The sequence below is a fragment of the Thalassoglobus polymorphus genome (genome assembly GCF_007744255.1).
GTDB classification, from domain to species: Bacteria; Planctomycetota; Planctomycetia; order Planctomycetales; family Planctomycetaceae; genus Thalassoglobus; species Thalassoglobus polymorphus.
Genome location: NZ_CP036267.1, coordinates 299,029 through 319,559 on the forward strand (window position 1 = coordinate 299,029; position 20,531 = coordinate 319,559).

A 20,531-nucleotide genomic window follows, 5' to 3' on the forward strand; every position below is an offset into this window, starting at 1 on the left:
CTTGAATTGTTATTCGGTCAATCCTTTCGAAATCATCGATGCAGAGTATAGTAAAGCGGCTGACCGAGACGTTTTTCGTTCCTTCAATCTTCAATGAGCATCATGAGTCAACAGAATTCTTTTCCGACAGTGGTCCTTGCGAGTCGAAATCAAAAGAAAATCGGCGAGATCCGGGAACTACTGGCTCCGTATGGAATCCCACTGATTTCGGTCGAGGAGTTCGAAGGCGTGGAAGATGTAGTAGAAGATGGTGACACGTTTCAGGCCAATGCCGAGAAGAAAGCATCTCAAACAGCTCTCGCTGTCGGGCATTGGGCGATTGGCGAAGATAGTGGTCTGTGTGTCGATGCGTTAAAGGGGGCTCCTGGAATTTACTCAGCCAGGTACAGCGGGCCCGGTGCCACAGATGAGAAAAACAATGCGAAGTTGATCGACGAACTGGCTGGGCTACCGAGTGAAAAGCGGGGAGGAAAGTACGTTTGCCATGTTGCCGTTGCTGATCCCGAGGGAAATGTGCAGCTGAATATTGAGGCGACTTGCCGAGGCCGCATCGCTGACTCTGCCCGTGGCACGAATGGTTTTGGGTATGATCCCTACTTCGAAATGCGAGAATATCGCAAAACGTTTGGCGAGTTGGGTTCCGTCGTGAAACAGCAGATCAGCCACCGTGCCCGAGCTTTTGACCGCCTCATCCCGCAATTATTGCGTACATTATCTCAAGCTAAGTAAGAATTCGCCGTCTTGCTGAATGGTTTTCCGAGAAGGCAGCCCCGGATTCAGTCGCAGGTTCAGCCGCAATTTGTTTACCCGGATCATGAAAACGTCGAGTTTCAAGCAGCACAGTGCCTGCGATCCCGGTTCCGGGCGATGTTGTCATCAGCACTCCCGGATATTGAAATCGAACACGCCAGAAAGTCACCGTTTTCAGGAAGCAGAACTGCAAGTCTTGATTCCAACCATAATGGGCATAAACTCTTGAGGTTAGCCCAGTAACATATTTGCGACGGGGCTTCGATTCCGTCGCTGCCGCCTCCGGGACGATTCGTCAAAATTTGCTGCGAATCGCCACTCAACCCTGGTTTTCCCAGTTCATGTCCGAAACACCAAATCCAACACCTGATGATCAATCTGAGCTTCCTCGCGAAGGGGACAGTTCTCAAGAAGATGTCACAGTCGATCTTCCAACTGATCTGCCACCGGTGGAGCCACCTTCAGCGGGGATGATCATCCAGCTCTTTCTGGTCCCTGCGATTATTGTCGCATTGATCGTCGGGGTTTACGCCGTGTTCGGTCAATTGGCTTCGCAGGAACTCGATTGGCGGCAACTTGTCACCGATGTTCGCAGCGAAAACCCTCACGTCCGTTGGCGCGGAGCGCTCGGCTTGGCCCACATGCTTGATGCTGATGCTCAGCGGGGTGAAAAAAGCCAGCAACTCAACGCCAACCCGGAAATCGCTACTGCATTTGCCGAGCTCTATGCAGAGTTCATCGATTTGGACGATCTCTCGGAAGAAGAACTCAAGAACCTCGAATTTCTCTCAAAGGCGTTAGGACGAATGCAGGTTCAGAGCGCCGTCATTCCGGTCTTCCGGGAAGGCATCAAGGAGACGCGCAATCATGAGGTGCGAAAGCATTCACTGATTGGGCTCTCGATGTTTGCGGGGAATCTTCAGCAATCGGGGCAAACTTTGAGCGACCCGGAACTTGTGAATGAGCTGATCGAAATTTCAAAGGAAGGGGACCGACTCTTCCGCCATCAGGGAGCTTACGCCCTCGGGCTGTTTCCCACAGCGGAAAGTCAGGCACGCCTGGTTGCTCTCCTCAGCGATCCCGATTTGATGACTCGCATGAACGCAGCGGTCGGTCTGTCACGCAACGGTTCAGTCGAGGGAGTGGACGTCTTCTTTGACCTCCTCAAGGATGGAGCCAATTGGGGCCTGGACCCTAAGCAGGTCAAAACTGAAGAGCAGGAATCGGAGTATTTCGAACGCGTCCTGATGCTCATCAACAGTATTAAAGCTCTTGAAGAACTCGAAGAAAAACTCACCTCGGACCAGAAGACTGAACTCTTGAAACTTCTCGATCCACTGAGCGACACAGTCAAGGATACTCTGCTCAAATCTCAGATCATCGAGTTGAAAGCAGCTTTGAATAAATAGTCAGCGAGTTGCGTGCAGCGAAGCGCACCCACTCGGCTCCCACATTCAATTCAGCTTCCACATTCGAATCACTTGTTGGTGACTGGATTTCAAGTTTGTGCGGCATTTGTGCGGCAGAGATGAGCGCAACTACGCGGCTGCGTTGGAGTTCTCCATTCTTGCCATGACCGCTTCGCGGGCGAAGCGGTGCCAGTCGATTCGTGAAATCGGCTTGCGGTCGATCGCGAATTCAAGCACAGGAATTGCGTGAATTCCTCGGAGTACGAATGTCAGGCTTGCATAGTCGAAGAGGTTTGTCTTGTAGGTTCGACTGGTCAGCCGACCGGGAAAACCGCTCAGTCTTTGCTTCCACAACTCGTGCTCAGGGCCATCGACTTCTGAAACGGGAATCACCATGCGACCACGTGGCTTCAGGCAGGAGAGCAAATTTGCGAGAGCAATTGTTGTTTCAGGCGTCATTTCTTCTGACTGAAACACACTGATATCGCGCACGAGGAGACGGTGCATTGAATGGGCTGCTTGGGAAATCGACCCTGCTGGCGAGCCAATAGTGACATTCTCAGCTGGTGAATCATTCGCCTGCTCAGCAATTCCTTCAATGGATCCATGCCGCCGTGTGGCATCAGCGACCCAGTCACCTGCATGGCTAACGTCCAGTAACGACCGCTTCGAGAAACATCCCAGCTTTCGTGCCAGAAATAAGAACTGTTTCTTTGTCAGGTCGGGACAAGTGACCGCAGACTGGTCCGGCATGACCATCCTCCGTGAGTGGTGCAATTTGATTAATTCGCTCTAACGAAGTCTGAGTCTGTGATCGTCATCCAATTATCAATCAACGATCTCAGGTCTGTTTTGAGCGTTTCCAGTAAACATCCCTGTCTATCGAAATCGAGCCAAGCACCCCTGTTTCTGTGGGAATTCCGAGGTTGAAAGCAGAGATTTTGGTTATTGCTCTGAAATCGTCATAGTTCAGCACGAAAACGCAGAATAGGGGGAATGGGAGGTCCGTGTTAAGCAGCCTTGTCGAGGCTTATGGAAATCTTCTCTTGGCGAAAGGGAGCCCTACTGGACACGAGAAACAGGAATGTGTGCTAAACTGGTATTCGATTTCAGGCTTTGAGTTTTGGGGAAACGGTTACTGTACGGAAGTTTACGTAGCTGTCTGTGCTGTGATTCTGTGCTGTGGATGTGTTGTTACAACGATTTTATGAACAAACATGTGTACAATTGAGTCTGACAGGCCCAGGTGGAATCAGAGATCATTGACGGATTCAGCTGGAACGTGAATGATGGGATGATTCCAGACCAGTTGCGAACGTCCCTCAAAGGATCAATACAGTCAAAGTTCATGCAGCTCACAAACGTGACCATTTTATGTTTCTTCGCTAGCTACACAGCAGCGCTTGTCCTGGAACTGACGCAGTTCATCAGGCAGAGTCAAGTGATGCGCTGGTCCGCACTGGGAATTTCGGCGGCCGGATTTTTGGCTCAAACGATTTATCTCGTTGAACGCAGTCGCCAAACTGCGCTGCCTCCTCTATTGGCGTCATCACATGATTGGCTGTTGGTGTCCGCATGGTTGGCAATTGTTTTTTATCTCGGAATCAAGTTTTGGGACCGTTCCCTGTCAATTGGCTTGTTTATCCTTCCGCTTGTTCTGCTGCTTGTCGGATCGTCCCGTTTTGCGAGCACCACTCCCAATCCAGATATTAAAATCGCATACGAATGGACCATGATTCATGCTTCATTCTGGGTCTTCGGTATCTTCGGGGTCATCCTATCGCTTGTCATGAGCATGATGTATTTGCTGCAGCACTCCCGTCTGAAACACAAAAAAGCTCAGCTCCCAGCGTTGCATCTGCTGAGTCTGGAGCGGCTCAATAAAATTAACTGGTGGCTGATTGTTGTTTCCGTTCCCTTGCTGACACTGGGAATGGTGACCGGATTGTGGATGTCGTATTTACGTGCGGGATCTGACCAAGCGGTCAATCTCGCGAATTTTGGTTTTATTGCCTTCGGGCTAGTCTGGGTCGCGATGACCTTCCTGTTTGGCTGGCTGTTGGTTTCAAAGAATGCCACAGGACGCCTGGTCGCGTGGCGAACAATTCTGGCTTGCGGATTCCTGCTCGTTACCCTTTTGGCAATTCGATTCCTGAGTGCCGATAATATTCATTCGCTCGGAGTCCAATTACCGGGTATTATTGTGGATGGCCCAAAGACTTGAATCTGGATTTTGAGAGAATTGGCAATTAGCGCACTGAGTTCTTAGTAGACTGTAGCACTGGGAAATTCCTCCTTCCTGTCGTTTTGGGAGAGGGACTGTAGGAGAATTTATTCATCGATGAACGTGCAGGTTGTTTATTGTAATCACCAGACGGCGGACTTGGGTCTGCGGGAGCGACTTGCTTTCCCGTCTTCCGATCATGTTGTGCGCGCGTATGATGAACTCCGCGTTCGATTTCCGAGGTCCGAACATGTCGTCATCTCCACCTGCAATCGAATCGAACTCTACACAGCTCAGGAAGATCCGGGAGATACTCCCAGCCACGATGATTTAGCTCAGTTTTTCTCAGACTTTCACCAGGTTCCGAAAACAGAATTTTTCAACGATCTTCTCGAACGACAAGGGCCAGATGCGGTCCGACATCTCTTCGAAGTCGCATCAAGTATCGACAGTATGGTTCTCGGCGAAAGTCAGATCGTTAACCAGATCAAGTCTGCTTACGAACTCGCAATGGAGACTTCAGCGAATGGACCGCTGACGAACGCTCTGTTTCAACGGGCAATGGCAGTCTCGGGGAGAGTTCGGACCGAAACAAAGCTTTCCGAGGGGCGCGTCTCCATTGCCAGCGTTGCTGTGGGAGACTTCGGCAAAAGCATCTTCGATCGCTTCGATGACAAGACCGTCCTCATTCTTGGTGCAGGAGAGATGGCGTCTGAAACGCTGACGTACCTCAAAGATGAAGGTGTGAAGAAAATCCTTGTCACAAATCGGCATTTTGAACGTGCCGAGAAGTTGGCAAAAGAATTCTCCGGCGAAGCAGTCGCCTGGGAAGCTTTGCATGAATCGCTGGCGCGAGCCGATGTGATCGTGAGCACAACCGGGGCGGATCGACCTATTCTTGGAGTTGAGGACTTCAAGAGTCTTCGCATGAAAACCGGACCGAAGCCATTGTTTATTCTCGATCTAGGAGCTCCGCGAGATATTGAGCCGCAGGTCAGTGATCTGGACGATGGGATCTTCCTGTACGACATTGATGACCTCGAAGCGACCTGTGAAAACAATCGCAAACAGCGCTCTTCCGCGGTCACGAAGGCCACGAGCATCATCGAGGAAGAGACCGAAAAGTTCATGCATGAGATCTACCACAAGGCGACCGGGCCGATTATCAAACAGCTCCGGGAGCATTGGCATGAGACCAGCCGGGCGGAGCTGGAGATTCTCTTTCGCAAGATCCCGGAACTCGATGATCGACAACGAGAGGCGGTTGAGAAAACCCTGAGCCGTGTCGTCAACAAATTACTCCATCCTCCTTTGGAGACGTTGCGAGACGAAGCTCGTTCCGGCCCGCCGACCGGAATGCTCGAAACTCTCAAGCGACTGTTCCACATCAAAGATTGAATCGCATTCCAGTTTTCTCCTTTCTCCGTCTGATCAGGACTGGTATTGGCTCTCGGTGATTTTCTTTAGAGGCGTCTCCTCCGAATTCATGCATCATTCGACATGCGTCAGGTGGAATTGCTAAACTGGTCTTGTTTTGCCACTCGTTGAATGTCTGAAAGAAATCTCCCATGCGTACCGGCTCTGCTATCCTGACCACTCTCGCAGTGTTGTTTCTCTCGGTTGCCCCCGTTCTTGCGGAGGGGGAGATCGAAGATGGTTTTGTTTCACTCTTTAACGGCAAGGATCTCACGAACTGGACGACTCCTGAGGGAGACGGCGGTAAGTGGAAAGTTGTCGATGGTGTGATCGATTACAACGCCGATTCAGAAGCCAAAGGGGACAAAAACCTCTGGAGTGAAAAGGAATACGGCGACTTCATTTTGAAGATGGATTGGCGAATTAAAGAGACTTCGGGGCTGTATCCAGTCCCGATCGTTCTGGAAGATGGGTCATACTTGAACGATGCCACGGGCAAGAAGCTGACAATTCAGATGCCCAACGCCGATTCCGGCATCTATGTTCGTGGAACGTCAAAGGCCCAAATCAATATGTGGTGCTGGCCTATCGGCTCTGGAGAGGTCTACGGATACCGGAATAATCAGAAAGATCCCGTCATTCGCGCGGGAGTGACTCCAAAAATCAATGCAGACAACCCGGTCGGTGAGTGGAATCAGTTCACTATCATCATGGTCAATGACCGTCTGACCGTGATTTTGAACAACAAAATGGTACTCGAAAACGCCCAGTTACCCGAAGTTCCCGCAATGGGCCGAATCGCCCTTCAGCATCATGGTGGTGTGAACGCTGATGGCTCGTACAAGCCTGCTTCCAGCTTGGTCCAGTTCCGGAATATTTGGATTAAGGAACTCCCGAATCCTAAGAGTCCTTAAGGATTTAGGGGGATTTCCTTGACTCGCTGAAGTGTCATCGTAAACTGAACAGAGGATTGATGTGGCGTTTTGACCACATCAGTGAAGCCTCTTATCATTCAATTCATTCGAATTTAGCGGTTATCGGACTTCGGCAATTTGCATTGAAGTCTCGATGAAATTCACTCGACATAAATGAAGAAGACCATTCATTTTGGTCGGATCACGTTGTATCAATATCAATTCACAAGCGAAGTTGTTGGACCGTAATCGTGGACTGCAACCGACTGTGGATTCAAGACAACCTTCGGTTACAACCTACATGGGGTTACAACCTGCATGGATTGTGAAGCAGTGTCATGGACGATGTTAGAGATGCGACATGCATTGTTTAGATCAGCTTGTTCGATCAGGATTGCGTAGTTCAGAGACACCTCGTCTAAGACATACGCTCTGAAAAAACATTCGCTGTGAAATCGTGTCCGTTCAATCACTTTCGGCACAAATCCATTTGCGCACATTACCTCCATTTCGCGCAATACTCACTGAAATTGTTCCAAAGGGGACTCCTCGATGGCAGGTTCAAAACCGACCGCAGTACACTTTTCACTTGTCTTCTTTGTGATGACCACGCTTATTCTGTCCATCGTCACCTATTTGACGTTTCAGGAACAGAAAAAGGCGGCACTCGCTGCAGCTGATGCAACGGACAAAATGAACGCAGCTGAGGGGAACTTCAAACGACAATTTGATGAGCTTGCCGCCTTGAAGGAACTCATGGGGTATGAAGGCTTCGAAGAAATCGGCATCGGAGGCAACAACGAGAATTCTGTAATCGGTGCTGCCAAGAAAGATCTTGTCTCATTAGGACGCGATCAAGTCCAGCCCAGCCCAACCGATCCAAAGTTCCGGGACACGCTTCAGTCTTTGCGTGCGAGCCTGGAAACGATGTCGGAACAAAGTAAAACGTATAACACCGGGCTGAACGAAACCAACGCACGACTTGAAGCTGAGAAAACTGCCACCAGAGGCCGGGAAAATCAACTTCAACAGTCGCAAGAGAAAACCGAGCAAGAACACCAGAAACTGATCACTGATCAAACTGAGAAAATGGCTGCGAAGGATGCCGAGATCGCCACTGTGCGACAGGAACTTTCCGCAGAACGAGTCGCCAAGGGGCAACTCAATGATGAGCTCGATCGCGTCCGCCGTCAGACCAGCGAAGAAATCTCGCTTCTCCAACAGGCGAATCAGTTTCTCCGACTACAACTCGATAAGCTTGAAAACCAGAGCTTCGACAAACCTGACGGAAAAATCGTTCGTGTCGACAACACGACTCGGCTCGTTTGGATCGATATCGGCAGCAAGGATTACCTGCGTCCACAAACAACGTTTAGTGTTTACATTCAAACACATCGTGGAGTAGGACGTGGTTCAGCAGATATTAAGGCCAAAGTCGAGGTCAACAAAATCCTCGGTCCAAATCTCGCTGAATGCCGTATTGTCGAAGAAGACTTCGATCGCCCCATTCAGGCTGGCGACCCGGTTTACTCACCATTGTTCAACCCTGGGGTCGTTGAGTCATTTTCGTTCGTTGGAATTCTGGATATGGATGACAACGGAAAAAGTGACCGTGAACTCCTGCACGGGATTATTTCGAATGCCGGTGCTTCTGTGGAAGTCGAAGTCGACGATCAGGGGAATCGAATTCCTGAAGGCCAAAAAATGTCTGTGAAGACAAAATATCTGGTCGTCGGAGACATTCCTGACCCAAGCCAGTTCCCAGGTGCTGACGAGCGTCGCGAATTCGCTCTGAAAATTAGCGAAGAGCACAAAGCTCTCGAAAAAGAAGCACTTCAGTTCGGGATTAAAATCGTACGGTTCTCTGACTTCCTGAATTACATCGGGTATGAAAACAAGCAGCGACTTTATGTCGCTGGGGAAAACCAGAAGTACAACCTGAAGTCTGGATCACGAAGTACCGGGACTGATGAGGTTCTCGGAGCAAGCCGACTCTCCAGCGGACAAACTTCACAACGTTTCCGCAGCGATCGTGGAAACAAAAAACCTGCCAGTTCAACTGGACAATAAGCAAACGGGATCCTGACAGGGAGCGATTCTAGCTGTGAGTGATACCATAAAGAGCATTGTCAGCCACTGAAAAGCTCTTAGAAACTGAAAAGCCAGGCATCTCGGAATGCCTGGCTTTTTTTCTGTTTCGACTTCGTTTCGACTTCCGGGCATGCGGTAGAGCCAGCTGCTCCAGGAAGTGATCTTCACGGCCCGACAACCACTGGACATTCTCTACTCTGAGCGTTTTTCAGATTCTGATTCGTCTGTTGCGGTCAGTATGGTTTTCAGGCGCCGAATCGCTCGCAAGTATCTCATTCCCGCTGCCGCCGGCGAAAGGTCTAAGGCTTGTGCGACTTCGCTATTCCCGAGGTGTTCAATGTGCCGCATAACGATGATCTCCCGATCGTCATCGTCAATCTGGCTCAAGGCTTCAAGAAAACGTTCTTCGAGTTCTTTCCGGATCGTTGCTGCCGCTGGAGTTAGTTCTTGATCACTCAGCTGCGCAGCTAAGTTGAGTGATGATTGATCGCCAAATTTTCGTCGTTGGAGTGGCTGTTCTTTGTCGACCGATCTCTTCTTGGCGTGATGCCGACGGTGCAGGTCGATCATGCGATCCTTGGCAAGTTGTCGGACCCACAGATGAAACGGCATGACCGGGTTTGCGACATAATCTTTCAGACGCTGGTTGGCTTCGAGCAGGACGTCTTGCACAACATCGCTGGCGTCGACGCGGGCGGAGATCTTTCGGTCCAGTCGAAAATGAATCAGTCGTCTTAATGCGTCACGATGCCGATTCATTAAATCGTTGACGGCATGTTCATTTCCGTCAGCGACTGCTTGAACAAGTTGCTGCGTCACTTCGTGTTCCGGCCAGATCGATTTTTCAGGCATGAAATTCCACTCTCAAAAAGCCCTTTGGGCTAAAAGGTGATCCTCATCGAGTGCCCGACAATTCGAACAATTGGAACTGTTTCATCTTCTGTTCTCCAGAGAACGTCGTTCGTTTGAGTTCAGGTCCCCAACGTTCAATTTCGTCTTTCCAGGAGTCGTCGATGGATTCCCAGTCTCTGAGGTTGAATTCATCCGGGAGCGGGACTTCTTCAAACGGCCAACGGTCAGCTAGCTGTTTGAGCCTCTCTGGAGAAACGAAATCAGTATATCCGTATGTCGTGCGATAACGAAGGATTTCATTCCAGTTGATCAGAACGTGCGTGATACCAGCCTCCTGGAAATTTTGTTTAATGGTCGCAGCCGGCAGCAGTTCCCATTCATCTTTTCCGAGTTTGTTGGAGGTCCATTGTTCGAGAAGGGAATAGTCAAAGACCGTGTTGTATCGGTACTCGCACTCCGCATCAAAGACCATCGCCTCACCGACGAAGAGCACGCGCCCGCTTTCGCCGACAGCTTGTTCCGCAAGAAGCACCGAGGCCGGTTTCACCTGCTGGCGTGCCTTATCGTAATCAATGAGATAGGCATTGTATCCGCTCGCAGGAGTTGTCATGAATGCAAGGTTGAAAACCAGTGTGACGAGCAGCAACAGGGAGACCGCTTTCCCCAGCCAAGGGAAATACCAGGGGGATTCGTTGCTTCTTGAGAAAAACATCTCCTTCGATGCCGCAATTCCCACTCCTGAAAGGAGAGCGATGACAGGCAGCACCGGGACCCAGAAACGGTCGATGAGGTGGGTCATGGTGTACCAGACGGTCAGGATCGTGATCGCTGCTCCGAGGACAATCCAGAACTCCCAGTTACGTTTGCGATAAAGAAATGCGAGCGGAGCGAGCCCGAAGATCAGCGGGGATTGCCAAACGCTTCCGAGCGTGACATCGACAACATTCTTCTTCAGCTCTTGCCCCATCGCGACTGGATTCTTGAGCAGAGGTGACGGCCGCGCATGCCCCGCTTTCCACTTGGCGTTCAATTCAGCATCCCAGTCCTCGCCTCCGAAGACTGAATACATCAGCGGGTAGACCGGGTTCCCGGTTTCGAGGGTGTTCTTGACTGCCCACGGACCAAATGTCAGCAAGCCGCCGACGACATACAATGCCGCCATCGTTGTTGTTTGTCGCCAGGGGACTCGTCGCAGAACGACAGTGGTCAGCATCACAAGAGCGATTGGAATCGCAATGAGTACGATTCCAGGATATTTGGTCGCAACAGTACTCCCTGCGAAGAGGCCACATAACATCGCGATTCCTCTTTCAGTTGAGGAAGCCTGTCGAGAGTCGGAGAAGAGCGACAGCCAGTGCAGCAACGCTAACAGTGAAAGAATCACATAGCAGCACATCGCTCCTTCCGTGTATGCGATGACCGAAATGCGATACGTCCATGGTGTGGACAGGTAGACAAGGGCGCTGATCGCTCCAACGTAATCGTCAGCAATGCGACGTCCCACGGCGAAGATCCCTAATGCAGTGAGCGGAGCGAAGGCCATTAGAACTGTTTTGCCAACCAGGGCTCCGGTGAACCAGTCACCTGTCAGGACCATTCCACAGAGTGTCAGCATTTCGGTCAGGAAAGGAAAACTTGTGTAGACGTTGTGTGGCAGGAAATGAACCTTGCCCGCCAGAAAGTATTCCTTTGGACCTTCGATATGATATTCCTTCACATCGAAATCTGTTGAAGGGAGCATCGCTCCGAGCAGCATGGGGGTGAGAAAAACAACACAGAGAAGCCCAATCCAGCGAAGGGAGAAGTTGTGTTGTTTAGGTTTATCGTTTTGCTGTGATTTTTTGTCTCGCTGTCGTAGTGTCAGAAAACATTCGGCAGCGATCATGACAAGTATGAGAACGAATAACAGACCACGTGAGAGGGCCCCGGCGGTTCCAAGTCCTAAAGTTAGCAGAGAAAGAATTGAAAGGCCCAGTCCACCCGAGAAGGCTGTCTTTGAAACAGGATCAAAGATCGATTTTAGTTTCATTCCTCGGAGAGCTAATCGACCCAAGCCAATTGCTCCCGAGAGCATCAATAGGGCATATCCCAGAATTGGAATTCGTTGAACCAGATTCGCCCAGCTGGAGGAATCACCTGGGAGTCGTTCCGGGGAGATGTTGTTCCATAAGATTTCAGGAACAGCGAAAAGAATGTCGACGCGATCGATGTCACCTTCGCCGATCCCGGGAAGCGGGGTGTAGAAGAAACGCGACCAAAAAATCAGAATCCATGCCAGAACAAAGAATGGGATAAGCGAACGCAGTGGCGACTCGCGATCTGGCTCTGCAACCGATTTACTCAATGTTCCACTCGATTTCTGTAGGCTGAGGTAAAACTCAGCGATTTCACAGCGGAGAAGCAATTGTCGCTAATGAGACGATTCCTGAATGTTGCCTGAATTGCCTTGCCGGAAGGAGTCCCAGCCAGCTTTGAATTACGATTTACCCTTGTCCAGTCTGTCCTTGCCAGCGTAGCCAGTGGTCCGCGAGGACGATGGCGATCATCGCTTCTGCCATTGGGATAAACCTTGGAAGCAAACAGGGATCATGACGTCCTTTGGTTTGGATTGTTGCATCCTCACCGGTTTGTGTGACGGTTTCTTGTTCGATGGGCAAGCTGCTGGTCGGCTTCACAGCGGCCCGCAAGACAATGGGCATGCCTGTGGTGATGCCCCCTAACATTCCGCCGTGGCGATTTGATTTGGTGACGATTTTTCGTTCACCATCTTCATTGGCACCGTTCTGCTTCTCGGAAGTAAACAGGTCGTTGTGTTCACTCCCTTTCATTGTGACGCATCCAAAACCGATGCCATATTCCACACCCAGCACAGCCGGGAGTGAAAAGAGAGCCTTGGCAAAGTCGGCTTTGATTTTATCGAAAACTGGTTCTCCCAATCCCGGGGGGACATTTGTCGCCACAATTTCGGCAGCTCCGCCGATCGAATCGCCAGCTTTGCGGCATTCGTTGATTAACTCAATCATTCTGTCGGCAGCTTCAAAATCGGGACAGCGAACAATGTTCGCTTCACCGTTCGGGAGTTTTTCGACCTGTTCGAGAGTCACCTCGCCCGGATTTTCAATCTCAGCTTTGATCTGCCCGACCTGTGTGACATAGCCAACGACAAGTCCACCAAATGCCTCAGCGATGATTTTCTTGGCGACCACACCCGCTGCCACGCGAGCAGTTGTCTCACGGGCACTGCTTCGTCCGCCACCGCGATAATCTCGGAAGCCGTACTTCGCATCGAAGCTGTAGTCGGCATGACCGGGGCGATAGAGGTTTTTGATGTTGCCGTAATCTCTGCTACGCTGATCCTGATTTCGTATCAAAATCGCCAGACTTGTTCCGGTCGTACGACCTTCGAAAACGCCGGAGAGAATTTCCGGTTCGTCCGCTTCTTTTCGCTGGGTGACGATCTTGCTCTGACCCGGTTTTCGACGATCCAGGTCGACCTGCAGATCTTCGACGGTCAATGAAATCCCCGGTGGAACGCCGTCAATAATCACGACATTCCCCGGACCGTGGCTTTCACCTGCGGTTGTAATACGAAACGATTGTCCAAATGTATTTCCTGCCATGGCGGCATTGTAGAGAGAGCAGGGGTTGCTTGGCGAGTCAGTTTTGACCGTCACTTTCAGTGGTTCTCGAAAGGCTCTTTGAAACAATTTCACTCGCCACTTGACGAGCATTCCTCAACTGGCTTCAATTGACAGTTCACCCACCTGAAAACCTTGCTCGCCGGAGCCATTATGCGAACCCTTTTTGCCTTTCTCACCCCCCTCCTTCTCGCAACGTCACTGTATTCAGCTGAAGTCACGCTGGAGCAAAGTTCTGAAAGTGTCAAAGCGACCATCGGTGATGATGTCTTTCTTGTTTTTCAGTTCGATAAAAACCGCCGCAAACCTTTCGCGCTGCCCGTCACTGGGCCGGGGGGATTCGAACTCTTGAAGTCAGCGAAGGCCTCGGAAGAAGAGGGAGCTGCGGGACGAAAAGTGATCATCGCTGACGAATCGCCGAAGCTCAAAGGGGGCAAGGCGGATTTTAAAATTGGCGATGAGGTCGAAGTGGGTAAGATAGAAGGTGACTGGCTGGAAATTCCTGCCAAAAAGTTGTGGATTCATCGCAGTTCAGTCGCTCCCATGGTGGCGACGGTCACTCGTCAGATCAACGACAATCCGACCAAAGGTCTCGATCGCAAACACCCACTCTATTACGACCATCCGCACCACAAAGGAATTTGGCTGTCGGTTGATGAAATTGAAGGGATCAAGTTTTGGAATGAAGATGGTGAAATCAAAAACCAGTCGGTCGAAATCGTCAAGAAGTCCGGGAATCCGGCAGTTTTGGAAACCGTTAACCACTGGGTTGGAACTGACGGGAAAACACTTCTGAAAGAAGAGACGACGATCTCTGTGTATGCGAATCGTTTACTCTCTTATGACGTCACATTCACTGCACCGGAGCAAGACGTCAATATCCGCGACACCAAAGAGGGGATGTTCGGAATTCGACTTCCTAACAGTATGCGGGAAATGATTGCGGGCGGTCCGGTCACAAATGCTGAAGGAGCTGAAGGGACCGCTGCCACTTGGGGACGAACGACAAACTGGATTGATTACAAAGGGCCCGTTGATGGTCACGTCTTTGGAGTCACAATCATGGATCATCCGAAGAACCCCTGGAAGTCACGATATCATGTTCGTAACTATGGGCTCTTCTCTATCAATCCTTTTGGGGCAGGAGCCTACACAAAAGGTCGCGACGACGAACAGCCCGCTCATCATCGTGTACTTAAGCCAAATGGTGAGAAGCTCAACTTCAAATATGGCCTCTACGTTCATGGCGGAGAGACCACCAAAGACGACATCAACAAAGTGTTCAAGCAGTTTGCAAAAGCAAAGTAAATTGCTCCACTTCCTCCCCCCGGTCGTTGACCGGGGGCATCATGAATTGATTCGAGAGAAACGGACGTCTCATGCCGAATAACCCTGTTCAGATTGGTGAATACGAATGCGGTCCACAACTGCCGTTATTGGTGATCGCTGGACCTTGTGTCATCGAGGGCGAATCATCGCTGCGCGAAATCGCCTTGCGGTTAGCAGACATCGCCAGTGAACAGGAGATTCAGCTTGTTTTCAAAGCGAGTTTCGATAAAGCCAATCGCACCAGCATCGATAGTTATCGCGGTCCCGGTTTGGATCGAGGATTAGAGCTTCTGGAACTCGTGCGAGATGAGACCGGGCTGCCGGTCACGACGGATCTCCATGCCCCAGAGCAAGCAGATGCAGTGGCATCGGTCTGTTCAATCTTGCAGATCCCTGCGTTTCTTGCGCGTCAAACCGATTTGGTTGTCGCCTCTGCCGAAGCGGCGGCAAAACATGGTCGGGTCGTCAACATTAAGAAACCACAATTCGTGGCTCCCGAGGATGTCATCCACGCTGTGAAGAAGTGTGAAGCTTCCGGTCAGGGCGACATTTTACTCACCGAGAGAGGGACGACCTTTGGCTATGGCCGATTGGTCAACGATTTTCAGTGCATTCCCACGATGCAGGAGATGGGGTGCCCGGTCATCTTTGATGCGACGCACAGCGTGCAACGCCCCGGAGGTTCGACTACAGGAGGAAATCGAGAAATGGTCCCCATCTTGGCTCGGGCCGCAGTTGCTGCCGGGGCTGACGGTGTTTTTCTAGAAACGCATCCCGATCCGAACAAGGCGAAAAGCGACGGCCCGAATCAAGTGCATCTGGAAGATCTCCCGAAGATCCTTGATGAACTGCAACAACTACGCGATCTGGTGAATCAGTTTGCATAAGGGATTTGCCGCACATCCTAGAACACTTTCGTGTTTCTTGTGTCCGCGAGTACGTTTTCACAAGGCCATTCGCTGATGCCACGAGACAGAACCTGAACAACAGTTCGAAAGATGTGCTAGAGCGAGAGTTCGTTCTCAAATTTGTAATTGCACTCTCAAGCACTGAATAAGGTGATCTTCACAGGCCACCACAAGCATCGTAAATGCTCTAAACGAGAACGTTCGAAGATGGCCAAAGCATTTGTTCTTCCATTTGTTGTTTATCTCGCCGGGATGAGTCTCGCTGCGAAGTGGTCGGATCAATTCCCTCTCCTTTATTCGCTCACCGTTCTTGCGACGCTGCTGGTTGTCATCTGGAGTTGGCGAACTTCAAAGGCGATTGTCCCGCATTGGAAAATTTTAGATGCGGTTTTGGTCGGACTTGTGGGTATCGCCTATTGGATCTGGATCAGTCATTGGCATCTGGAAGCGAGCCTCACTGCCGGTTTTCCAGCATGGATGCAGCCCAGCCCTCGGGTTGCTTACGACCCATTCGCAGAGTTTTCCAGTCACCTTGCAGCTTGGGGGTTTATTTCGATCCGTCTGCTTGGGCTCGCTGTTCTTGTGCCGATTGCGGAAGAGTTGTTCTGGCGAGGATTTCTGATGCGATGGATCGTTTCAGAGGAGTGGGAGAGTGTTCCCATCGGCAAGATGACAGCTGCCTCTTTCTGGGGGGTGACGGTGTTGTTTACTCTTGCTCACCCAGAATGGTTTGCGGCTGCCGGGTACTGCATTCTGCTCAACAGTTTACTGATCTGGAAGAAAGACCTGTGGAAGTGCGTTGTCGCTCACGGGACAAGCAATCTCTTGCTCGGCGTTTATGTGTTATCAACCGGACATTACGAACTCTGGTAACGTTCGTGTTGCCGCTCAGTTCAGGCTGAACGGTGGCGGAAATTCGGCGGACTGAAACGCGGGACGCTCTGATTTCAGCATGTTCAAGACAAGTTCACAACGACGGTCTTCATCGAGTTCATTCAGGATGGTCTCGTGTTCATTGTGATTCAGCTGACAGCTAAACGCGAAGAGATCACAGAGTGCCCCGAATGAAAGCTCCCGTTCCCAAAGCGGCGTGACAAGCGGGTTTCGCGAATGTTCAGGGAATCGATTCAGGAATGCCTCGATCAGTAATTCCCGTTGGTTAGCACGATTTCGGTGAGGGGAACTGTTCTCATTCCGTTGTTCCACGAGATCGTTCATCGACGCCTTTGAACATGATGTCTCAAGGTGAATCCTCCGAATTCCTCGGAAATGAGCTTGTCCGGAATTTCCGTCAAATGCAATCAGAGTCGTCAGGCAGCCAACATTTGAAGTTGCTGTCGGAACAAGAATAACTTGCCGCGTGCTGGTCCAAAGATTGTGTAGGGTGTCATTTAATTGTCGAGAATCGACCGTCAACGGCAGAGCTAACCCCGGCAGGATCGGGATTTGTGAGAGACACAGTGTCGGGGGATTCGTTGCGGCAATAGTAGTGCATATTGGTGCTGTTGAAGCATCTTGCATTATTCATCTTCCTTGAAGGTCAGCATCAGTTGAGGAATCAGGGATTCGTCAATACGAATTCCTTGCGGATAGGTTTTGTGATGCCCCAAAAGGGGGGCAAAACATTCGTCGAACCGGATGAGGAACTGTGTCAGTTCAACACCTTGGCAGCCTGGTTGAAAAGGAGATAAATACCGCACTGCAGAATCGTGCATCTTGCGAGCCCCACCGAGGTTGCCCTCAGTGAAATGGAACAATGCGACCGCAGCATGGATCAACCCCTGCAGGAACCCTCGTTCATCAGTGAGTGTCTCGTCCCAAAGGTCTTCGAGTACGTCGTGGCAGGCGAAGTACTCTTGCGAGTTGAAAAGTTCAATAGCTTCTTGGAGACGGGAGTCATTATCGCGAGTTGGCATGCTTAAAATTATCCAGTGAGTGCATCGGCCCCTCGTCCTTGGTTACGTTTGCGATTCTAGCGCTGACGTTTGAGGTGTGTCGAACTGAAATTCGTGTAAGATTCACATTTCCTGGAATCGTTTGGAGTCCTGGGATCCGTTTGTTTAGACCCTGAAACAGTTCGTCGAAATGTTCGAATCAATTGATGCCAAAAAGAAACAGGCCCGCAAGGTTGTGACCCGGTTGCGGAAGCATTATCCGGTCGCTGAGTGTGCATTGCACCATGAAACGCCGTTTCAGTTGCTTGCAGCAACCATTCTTTCGGCTCAGTGTACTGACGAAAGAGTGAACTCTGTCACTCCGATTCTGTTTGAGAAATTCCCTGATGCAGAAGCGTTAGCGGCAGGAACGCAAGCTCAAGTCGAGAAAATCGTTAAATCTTTGGGCTTCTTCCGAGCGAAGGCAACGAACTTGCGCGGAATGGCGCAGCGAGTCGTGGAGGTCTATGATGGGGAACTCCCACGAACACTCGAAGAATTGATCACACTTCCTGGCGTCGGACGAAAAACGGCCAACGTCTTGCTCGGAACCGCATACGGGATCGCTAGCGGAGTTGTGGTCGATACACATGTTCGGCGAATTTCCAACTTGCTCGGTTTGACAGAAAGCCAGAATCCGGACATCATTGAGAGAGACTTGATGGCCGTGTTGCCGAAGAAGGAGTGGATCACTTACTCACACCGGTTGATTCACCACGGACGACAAATCTGTATCGCCCGCCGCCCGAAATGCACTGAATGCCCTCTGTTGAAAATCTGTCCTCGAGTCGGCCTTGACCCACTGGAATAAGATTCTTCTCTTTTCACATGTTACCTCTTGCCACATCTGGAATGAGTCGTGAATTTGGTGACGCTTCACAGGCTGCATTTCGCGAAAAATGAGAAACAGCTGGAATAAAACAGTCTGGAATTGGATCTTTTCTCTTGGTGACCTTGTTTTGAGGCATTGATGAAACTTCAAAAACTGGAGAAAACAATGAAGACTTTTGCAACAATGTTGACTGTTTTGAGTTTGTTCATCATGGGCTGTTCCGATGCGACTGTCGAAAAAGCAAAAGAGACAGCGGAGTCAGCTGAAACCGATTTAGGCGATGCCGCTGAAGACGTCAAAGAGGCTACTGAGGAAGTCGTTGAAGATGGCAAAGAAGCCATCAAGGATGGTGCAGAAGCAGTCAAGGAAACTGTGGATGACGGTGTGAAAGAAGGAGCTGAAGCCATTGAAACCGCAACCGGCGACAAAGTCTCGGAGTAACACTGTCTCGGAGTAACACGCTCCAAACATTGTATTCATTTTTTCAGCTTGCCCTCATATATGCGTGGGGGTGAGCTGTATTGGCAAGATTAGAGCGGCTTGCTCGAGCGTGTGCCTGTGAAGTGCGGATTTCTCTGGTAAATTCCCGTTCGCCACGAGGCGGAACCTGAACACCAGTACGGAAGATGCTCCAAAAGGCGGCACGCTCTTTGGCGTGCCGGTGAATGAGGGCGGTGACAGTTGAATTAAACAGTTGAATTGAATGGATGCTCGAGGTCTTACGAAGTCTCCCCCACAGTAAGATTGAATCGTGAAATCAATCTGTCCGGGCCGGGAGGGCTCGACGCCAGTCCAGAAGTTGTTGACTCAGTTTTTGGGTGACATCTGGATGTTGTTTGGCGACGTTTTTCTTTTCGCGGTTTGATAGCCGGAAATCGTAGAGTTCGACTCTTGATCCATCGTCGTTCATTAAAAGTTTCCACTGGCCGTCTCTGAGTGCCAGGTTTGGGCTTTGGTCTCTCTTCAAGCCGGGGCGCAAGTAACTTTCATCTCGGCCGTATTCCCACAGAAGCGGTTTGGTCCGTTGACCTTCATTCTTCAGAAGCTGTTGGCTGAGGTCTTCGCCATCGAAGTACGTTTTCGGGTCAATGTTGAAAGTCTCTTTGAGGTCGATTCCTGCGAGACTGGCGAACGTTGGGAAGAAATCGACAGTCGACAGGATGAGATCCTGATTGACGGCATTCGCTTCGATTTTCCCGGGCCAGCGTGCGATGAACGGCATGCGGATTCCTCCTTCATACAATGACCATTTGCGACCACGGAATCCAGCCGTGCTGCCAGCTGGGTCAACTTTTTGTCGACGGTAATAACGTGCCCAGGCAGTGGGCCCGTTGTCGCTGGTCAAGACGATGAGTGTCTTTTTGTCGAGACCAAGCTTGTCGATTCGCTGAATCAGTCGGCCGATCTGTTTGTCAATTTCGACAAGCACCGCAAAGAATTTTTGCTCATTGATATTGTCGGTTTGCTCTGTGAATTTCTCTGCTTCGCCGGGGGCGGGCTTGTGTGCATCATGAACATCGTTCAGCCACAAGTGCAAATAGAATGGTTGATTCTGATGGCGCTCAATGAAGTCGATGCTGCGGTCGACGTAGATGGGGGTTTGCTCATGTTTTTCAACGTGCTCGATTTTTCCTCGTTTCAGCTTCGCACTCTGTTCAGAAAGTCCGCCCGGTGGGAGGATGCGGTCTCCGAGACCTTCGAAGGAAACGAGTGATTCGTCGAAACCGTAGGCACTCGGCAGGGGGGCGTCGTCAACATCTCGTCCTCCCCCTTGATGCCATTTCCCGAAATGAGCGGTTGCGTAACCATGGTCCTGAAATGCTCTCGCAATGGCTGGCACGTTCGGGTTCAGGAAATCGGCCATTCCGCGTGCTTTGTTTTTCTCACGACTATTCAGATAGGAGTTGATCAAATGCCGCGATGGGAACTGTCCTGTCGTGCAGCCAACCCGTGACGGTGAGCAAATTGGTGATGCCACATAGAAGTTCGTGAGACGCAAGCCTTCGCTGGCGAGTTCGTCGATATTTGGGGTTTTGGGATATCGGGAGATCGTCTTCGAGTCCCAGCCATCGGCACTCAACTCGTGAAAGCAACTCAGGTCCCCGTATCCCATGTCATCAATAAAGATGAAGACGATGTTCGGTTGCTCATCTGCTTTGGCATGAGTGAAGAGCGAAAAGCTGAGAACGACGGCGATCAACCAGTGCGACATGAAAACCTCGAAGTGATTACGG

Annotated in this window: 19 protein-coding genes; 11 read left to right on the forward strand and 8 right to left on the reverse strand. The window is 50.7% G+C overall.

The annotated features are described in order from the left end of the window. Nucleotides 1-102 precede the first annotated feature (102 nt). Complete coding sequence (rdgB, locus tag Mal48_RS01170; RefSeq protein ID WP_231739823.1) at nt 103-729, forward strand: RdgB/HAM1 family non-canonical purine NTP pyrophosphatase; 627 nt, start codon at nt 103-105, stop codon at nt 727-729. Here rdgB and Mal48_RS23050 read toward each other — a convergent pair. Further along, on the reverse strand, nt 722-877 hold the full coding sequence (locus tag Mal48_RS23050; RefSeq protein WP_197441944.1) for a hypothetical protein: 156 nt from the start codon (nt 875-877) through the stop codon (nt 722-724). The genes rdgB and Mal48_RS23050 overlap by 8 nt on opposite strands. A gap of 121 nt (nt 878-998) precedes the next feature. Between Mal48_RS23050 and Mal48_RS01175 the strand changes: the two genes are divergently transcribed. Continuing rightward, nucleotides 999-2,159, forward strand: coding sequence for a HEAT repeat domain-containing protein (locus Mal48_RS01175; protein WP_145195315.1), 1,161 nt, complete (start codon nt 999-1,001; stop codon nt 2,157-2,159). A gap of 129 nt (nt 2,160-2,288) precedes the next feature. Here Mal48_RS01175 and Mal48_RS01180 read toward each other — a convergent pair whose 3' ends face one another. After that, nucleotides 2,289-2,912 (reverse strand): hypothetical protein, encoded by a 624-nt coding sequence (locus Mal48_RS01180; protein ID WP_145195317.1) that lies wholly within the window; start codon nt 2,910-2,912, stop codon nt 2,289-2,291. A gap of 595 nt (nt 2,913-3,507) precedes the next feature. Here Mal48_RS01180 and Mal48_RS01185 point away from each other — a divergent pair. From Mal48_RS01185 to Mal48_RS01200, 4 genes are all read left to right on the forward strand, one after another. Further along, the gene (locus Mal48_RS01185; RefSeq protein WP_145195319.1) at nt 3,508-4,383 is read left to right on the forward strand and encodes a cytochrome C assembly family protein; all 876 of its coding nucleotides are present in this window, start codon (nt 3,508-3,510) and stop codon (nt 4,381-4,383) included. A gap of 117 nt (nt 4,384-4,500) precedes the next feature. After that, the gene (gene hemA, locus Mal48_RS01190) at nt 4,501-5,781 is read left to right on the forward strand and encodes a glutamyl-tRNA reductase (protein WP_145195321.1); all 1,281 of its coding nucleotides are present in this window, start codon (nt 4,501-4,503) and stop codon (nt 5,779-5,781) included. 170 nt (nt 5,782-5,951) lie between these two features. Next, nucleotides 5,952-6,713 carry a 3-keto-disaccharide hydrolase gene (locus Mal48_RS01195; RefSeq protein ID WP_145195322.1) on the forward strand — a complete coding sequence of 254 codons (762 nt, stop codon included), beginning with the start codon at nt 5,952-5,954 and terminating at the stop codon, nt 6,711-6,713. Between the two features lie 552 nt (nt 6,714-7,265). Continuing rightward, entirely contained in the window at nt 7,266-8,783 is a 1,518-nt protein-coding gene (locus Mal48_RS01200) for a hypothetical protein (RefSeq protein WP_145195324.1), read from the forward strand. Nucleotides 8,784-8,996: 213 nt separating this feature from the next. Here Mal48_RS01200 and Mal48_RS01205 read toward each other — a convergent pair whose 3' ends face one another. The 3 genes from Mal48_RS01205 to aroC all read right to left on the reverse strand — a co-directional run bounded on the left by Mal48_RS01205 (nt 8,997) and on the right by aroC (nt 13,276). After that, entirely contained in the window at nt 8,997-9,656 is a 660-nt protein-coding gene (locus Mal48_RS01205; protein WP_197441945.1) for a sigma-70 family RNA polymerase sigma factor, read from the reverse strand. Between the two features lie 43 nt (nt 9,657-9,699). Further along, the gene (locus Mal48_RS01210; RefSeq protein WP_145195326.1) at nt 9,700-12,000 is read right to left on the reverse strand and encodes an ArnT family glycosyltransferase; all 2,301 of its coding nucleotides are present in this window, start codon (nt 11,998-12,000) and stop codon (nt 9,700-9,702) included. 139 nt (nt 12,001-12,139) lie between these two features. Continuing rightward, complete coding sequence (gene aroC, locus Mal48_RS01215; protein WP_145195328.1) at nt 12,140-13,276, reverse strand: chorismate synthase; 1,137 nt, start codon at nt 13,274-13,276, stop codon at nt 12,140-12,142. Nucleotides 13,277-13,447: 171 nt separating this feature from the next. Here aroC and Mal48_RS01220 point away from each other — a divergent pair, with 171 nt between their 5' ends. From Mal48_RS01220 to Mal48_RS01230, 3 genes are all read left to right on the forward strand, one after another. Beyond that, the gene (locus Mal48_RS01220) at nt 13,448-14,602 is read left to right on the forward strand and encodes a DUF6807 domain-containing protein (protein ID WP_145195330.1); all 1,155 of its coding nucleotides are present in this window, start codon (nt 13,448-13,450) and stop codon (nt 14,600-14,602) included. A 71-nt stretch (nt 14,603-14,673) separates the two neighbouring features. Beyond that, a complete protein-coding gene (gene kdsA, locus Mal48_RS01225) occupies nt 14,674-15,510 on the forward strand; it encodes a 3-deoxy-8-phosphooctulonate synthase (protein ID WP_145195332.1) in 837 nt (278 codons plus the stop codon). A gap of 228 nt (nt 15,511-15,738) precedes the next feature. Beyond that, complete coding sequence (locus Mal48_RS01230) at nt 15,739-16,404, forward strand: CAAX prenyl protease-related protein (RefSeq protein ID WP_145195334.1); 666 nt, start codon at nt 15,739-15,741, stop codon at nt 16,402-16,404. 15 nt (nt 16,405-16,419) lie between these two features. On the opposite strand, the gene Mal48_RS01235 is transcribed toward Mal48_RS01230, so the two are convergent. Continuing rightward, nucleotides 16,420-17,052, reverse strand: a complete 633-nt coding sequence (locus Mal48_RS01235; RefSeq protein ID WP_145195336.1) for an LON peptidase substrate-binding domain-containing protein — start codon at nt 17,050-17,052, stop codon at nt 16,420-16,422. Then, nucleotides 17,052-17,447 (reverse strand): DUF309 domain-containing protein, encoded by a 396-nt coding sequence (locus Mal48_RS01240; RefSeq protein WP_145195338.1) that lies wholly within the window; start codon nt 17,445-17,447, stop codon nt 17,052-17,054. The genes Mal48_RS01235 and Mal48_RS01240 overlap by 1 nt, the downstream gene beginning before the upstream one ends. A gap of 169 nt (nt 17,448-17,616) precedes the next feature. On the opposite strand from Mal48_RS01240, the gene nth reads away from it, so the two are divergent. Together nth and Mal48_RS01250 are read left to right on the forward strand one after the other, a co-directional pair. After that, complete coding sequence (nth, locus tag Mal48_RS01245; protein ID WP_145195340.1) at nt 17,617-18,276, forward strand: endonuclease III; 660 nt, start codon at nt 17,617-17,619, stop codon at nt 18,274-18,276. Between the two features lie 186 nt (nt 18,277-18,462). Continuing rightward, the gene (locus tag Mal48_RS01250; protein ID WP_145195342.1) at nt 18,463-18,738 is read left to right on the forward strand and encodes a hypothetical protein; all 276 of its coding nucleotides are present in this window, start codon (nt 18,463-18,465) and stop codon (nt 18,736-18,738) included. Nucleotides 18,739-19,054: 316 nt separating this feature from the next. On the opposite strand, the gene Mal48_RS01255 is transcribed toward Mal48_RS01250, so the two are convergent. Continuing rightward, nucleotides 19,055-20,509: a sulfatase-like hydrolase/transferase gene (locus Mal48_RS01255; protein WP_145195344.1), complete on the reverse strand. Its 1,455-nt coding sequence runs from the start codon at nt 20,507-20,509 to the stop codon at nt 19,055-19,057. Nucleotides 20,510-20,531 lie beyond the last annotated feature (22 nt).

Coding starts and splice junctions, on each gene's coding strand:
- Mal48_RS01235 (WP_145195336.1), bottom strand. CDS start 17,052: ATGCAAGATGCTTCAACAGCACCAATATGCACTACTATTGCCGCAACG.
- rdgB (WP_231739823.1), top strand. CDS start 103: ATGAGTCAACAGAATTCTTTTCCGACAGTGGTCCTTGCGAGTCGAAAT.
- kdsA (WP_145195332.1), top strand. CDS start 14,674: ATGCCGAATAACCCTGTTCAGATTGGTGAATACGAATGCGGTCCACAA.
- Mal48_RS01240 (WP_145195338.1), bottom strand. CDS start 17,447: ATGCCAACTCGCGATAATGACTCCCGTCTCCAAGAAGCTATTGAACTT.
- Mal48_RS01180 (WP_145195317.1), bottom strand. CDS start 2,912: ATGCCGGACCAGTCTGCGGTCACTTGTCCCGACCTGACAAAGAAACAG.
- aroC (WP_145195328.1), bottom strand. CDS start 13,276: ATGGCAGGAAATACATTTGGACAATCGTTTCGTATTACAACCGCAGGT.
- hemA (WP_145195321.1), top strand. CDS start 4,501: ATGAACGTGCAGGTTGTTTATTGTAATCACCAGACGGCGGACTTGGGT.
- nth (WP_145195340.1), top strand. CDS start 17,617: ATGTTCGAATCAATTGATGCCAAAAAGAAACAGGCCCGCAAGGTTGTG.
- Mal48_RS01195 (WP_145195322.1), top strand. CDS start 5,952: ATGCGTACCGGCTCTGCTATCCTGACCACTCTCGCAGTGTTGTTTCTC.
- Mal48_RS01255 (WP_145195344.1), bottom strand. CDS start 20,509: ATGTCGCACTGGTTGATCGCCGTCGTTCTCAGCTTTTCGCTCTTCACT.
- Mal48_RS01200 (WP_145195324.1), top strand. CDS start 7,266: ATGGCAGGTTCAAAACCGACCGCAGTACACTTTTCACTTGTCTTCTTT.
- Mal48_RS01230 (WP_145195334.1), top strand. CDS start 15,739: ATGGCCAAAGCATTTGTTCTTCCATTTGTTGTTTATCTCGCCGGGATG.
- Mal48_RS23050 (WP_197441944.1), bottom strand. CDS start 877: ATGACAACATCGCCCGGAACCGGGATCGCAGGCACTGTGCTGCTTGAA.
- Mal48_RS01220 (WP_145195330.1), top strand. CDS start 13,448: ATGCGAACCCTTTTTGCCTTTCTCACCCCCCTCCTTCTCGCAACGTCA.
- Mal48_RS01185 (WP_145195319.1), top strand. CDS start 3,508: ATGCAGCTCACAAACGTGACCATTTTATGTTTCTTCGCTAGCTACACA.
- Mal48_RS01205 (WP_197441945.1), bottom strand. CDS start 9,656: ATGCCTGAAAAATCGATCTGGCCGGAACACGAAGTGACGCAGCAACTT.
- Mal48_RS01250 (WP_145195342.1), top strand. CDS start 18,463: ATGAAGACTTTTGCAACAATGTTGACTGTTTTGAGTTTGTTCATCATG.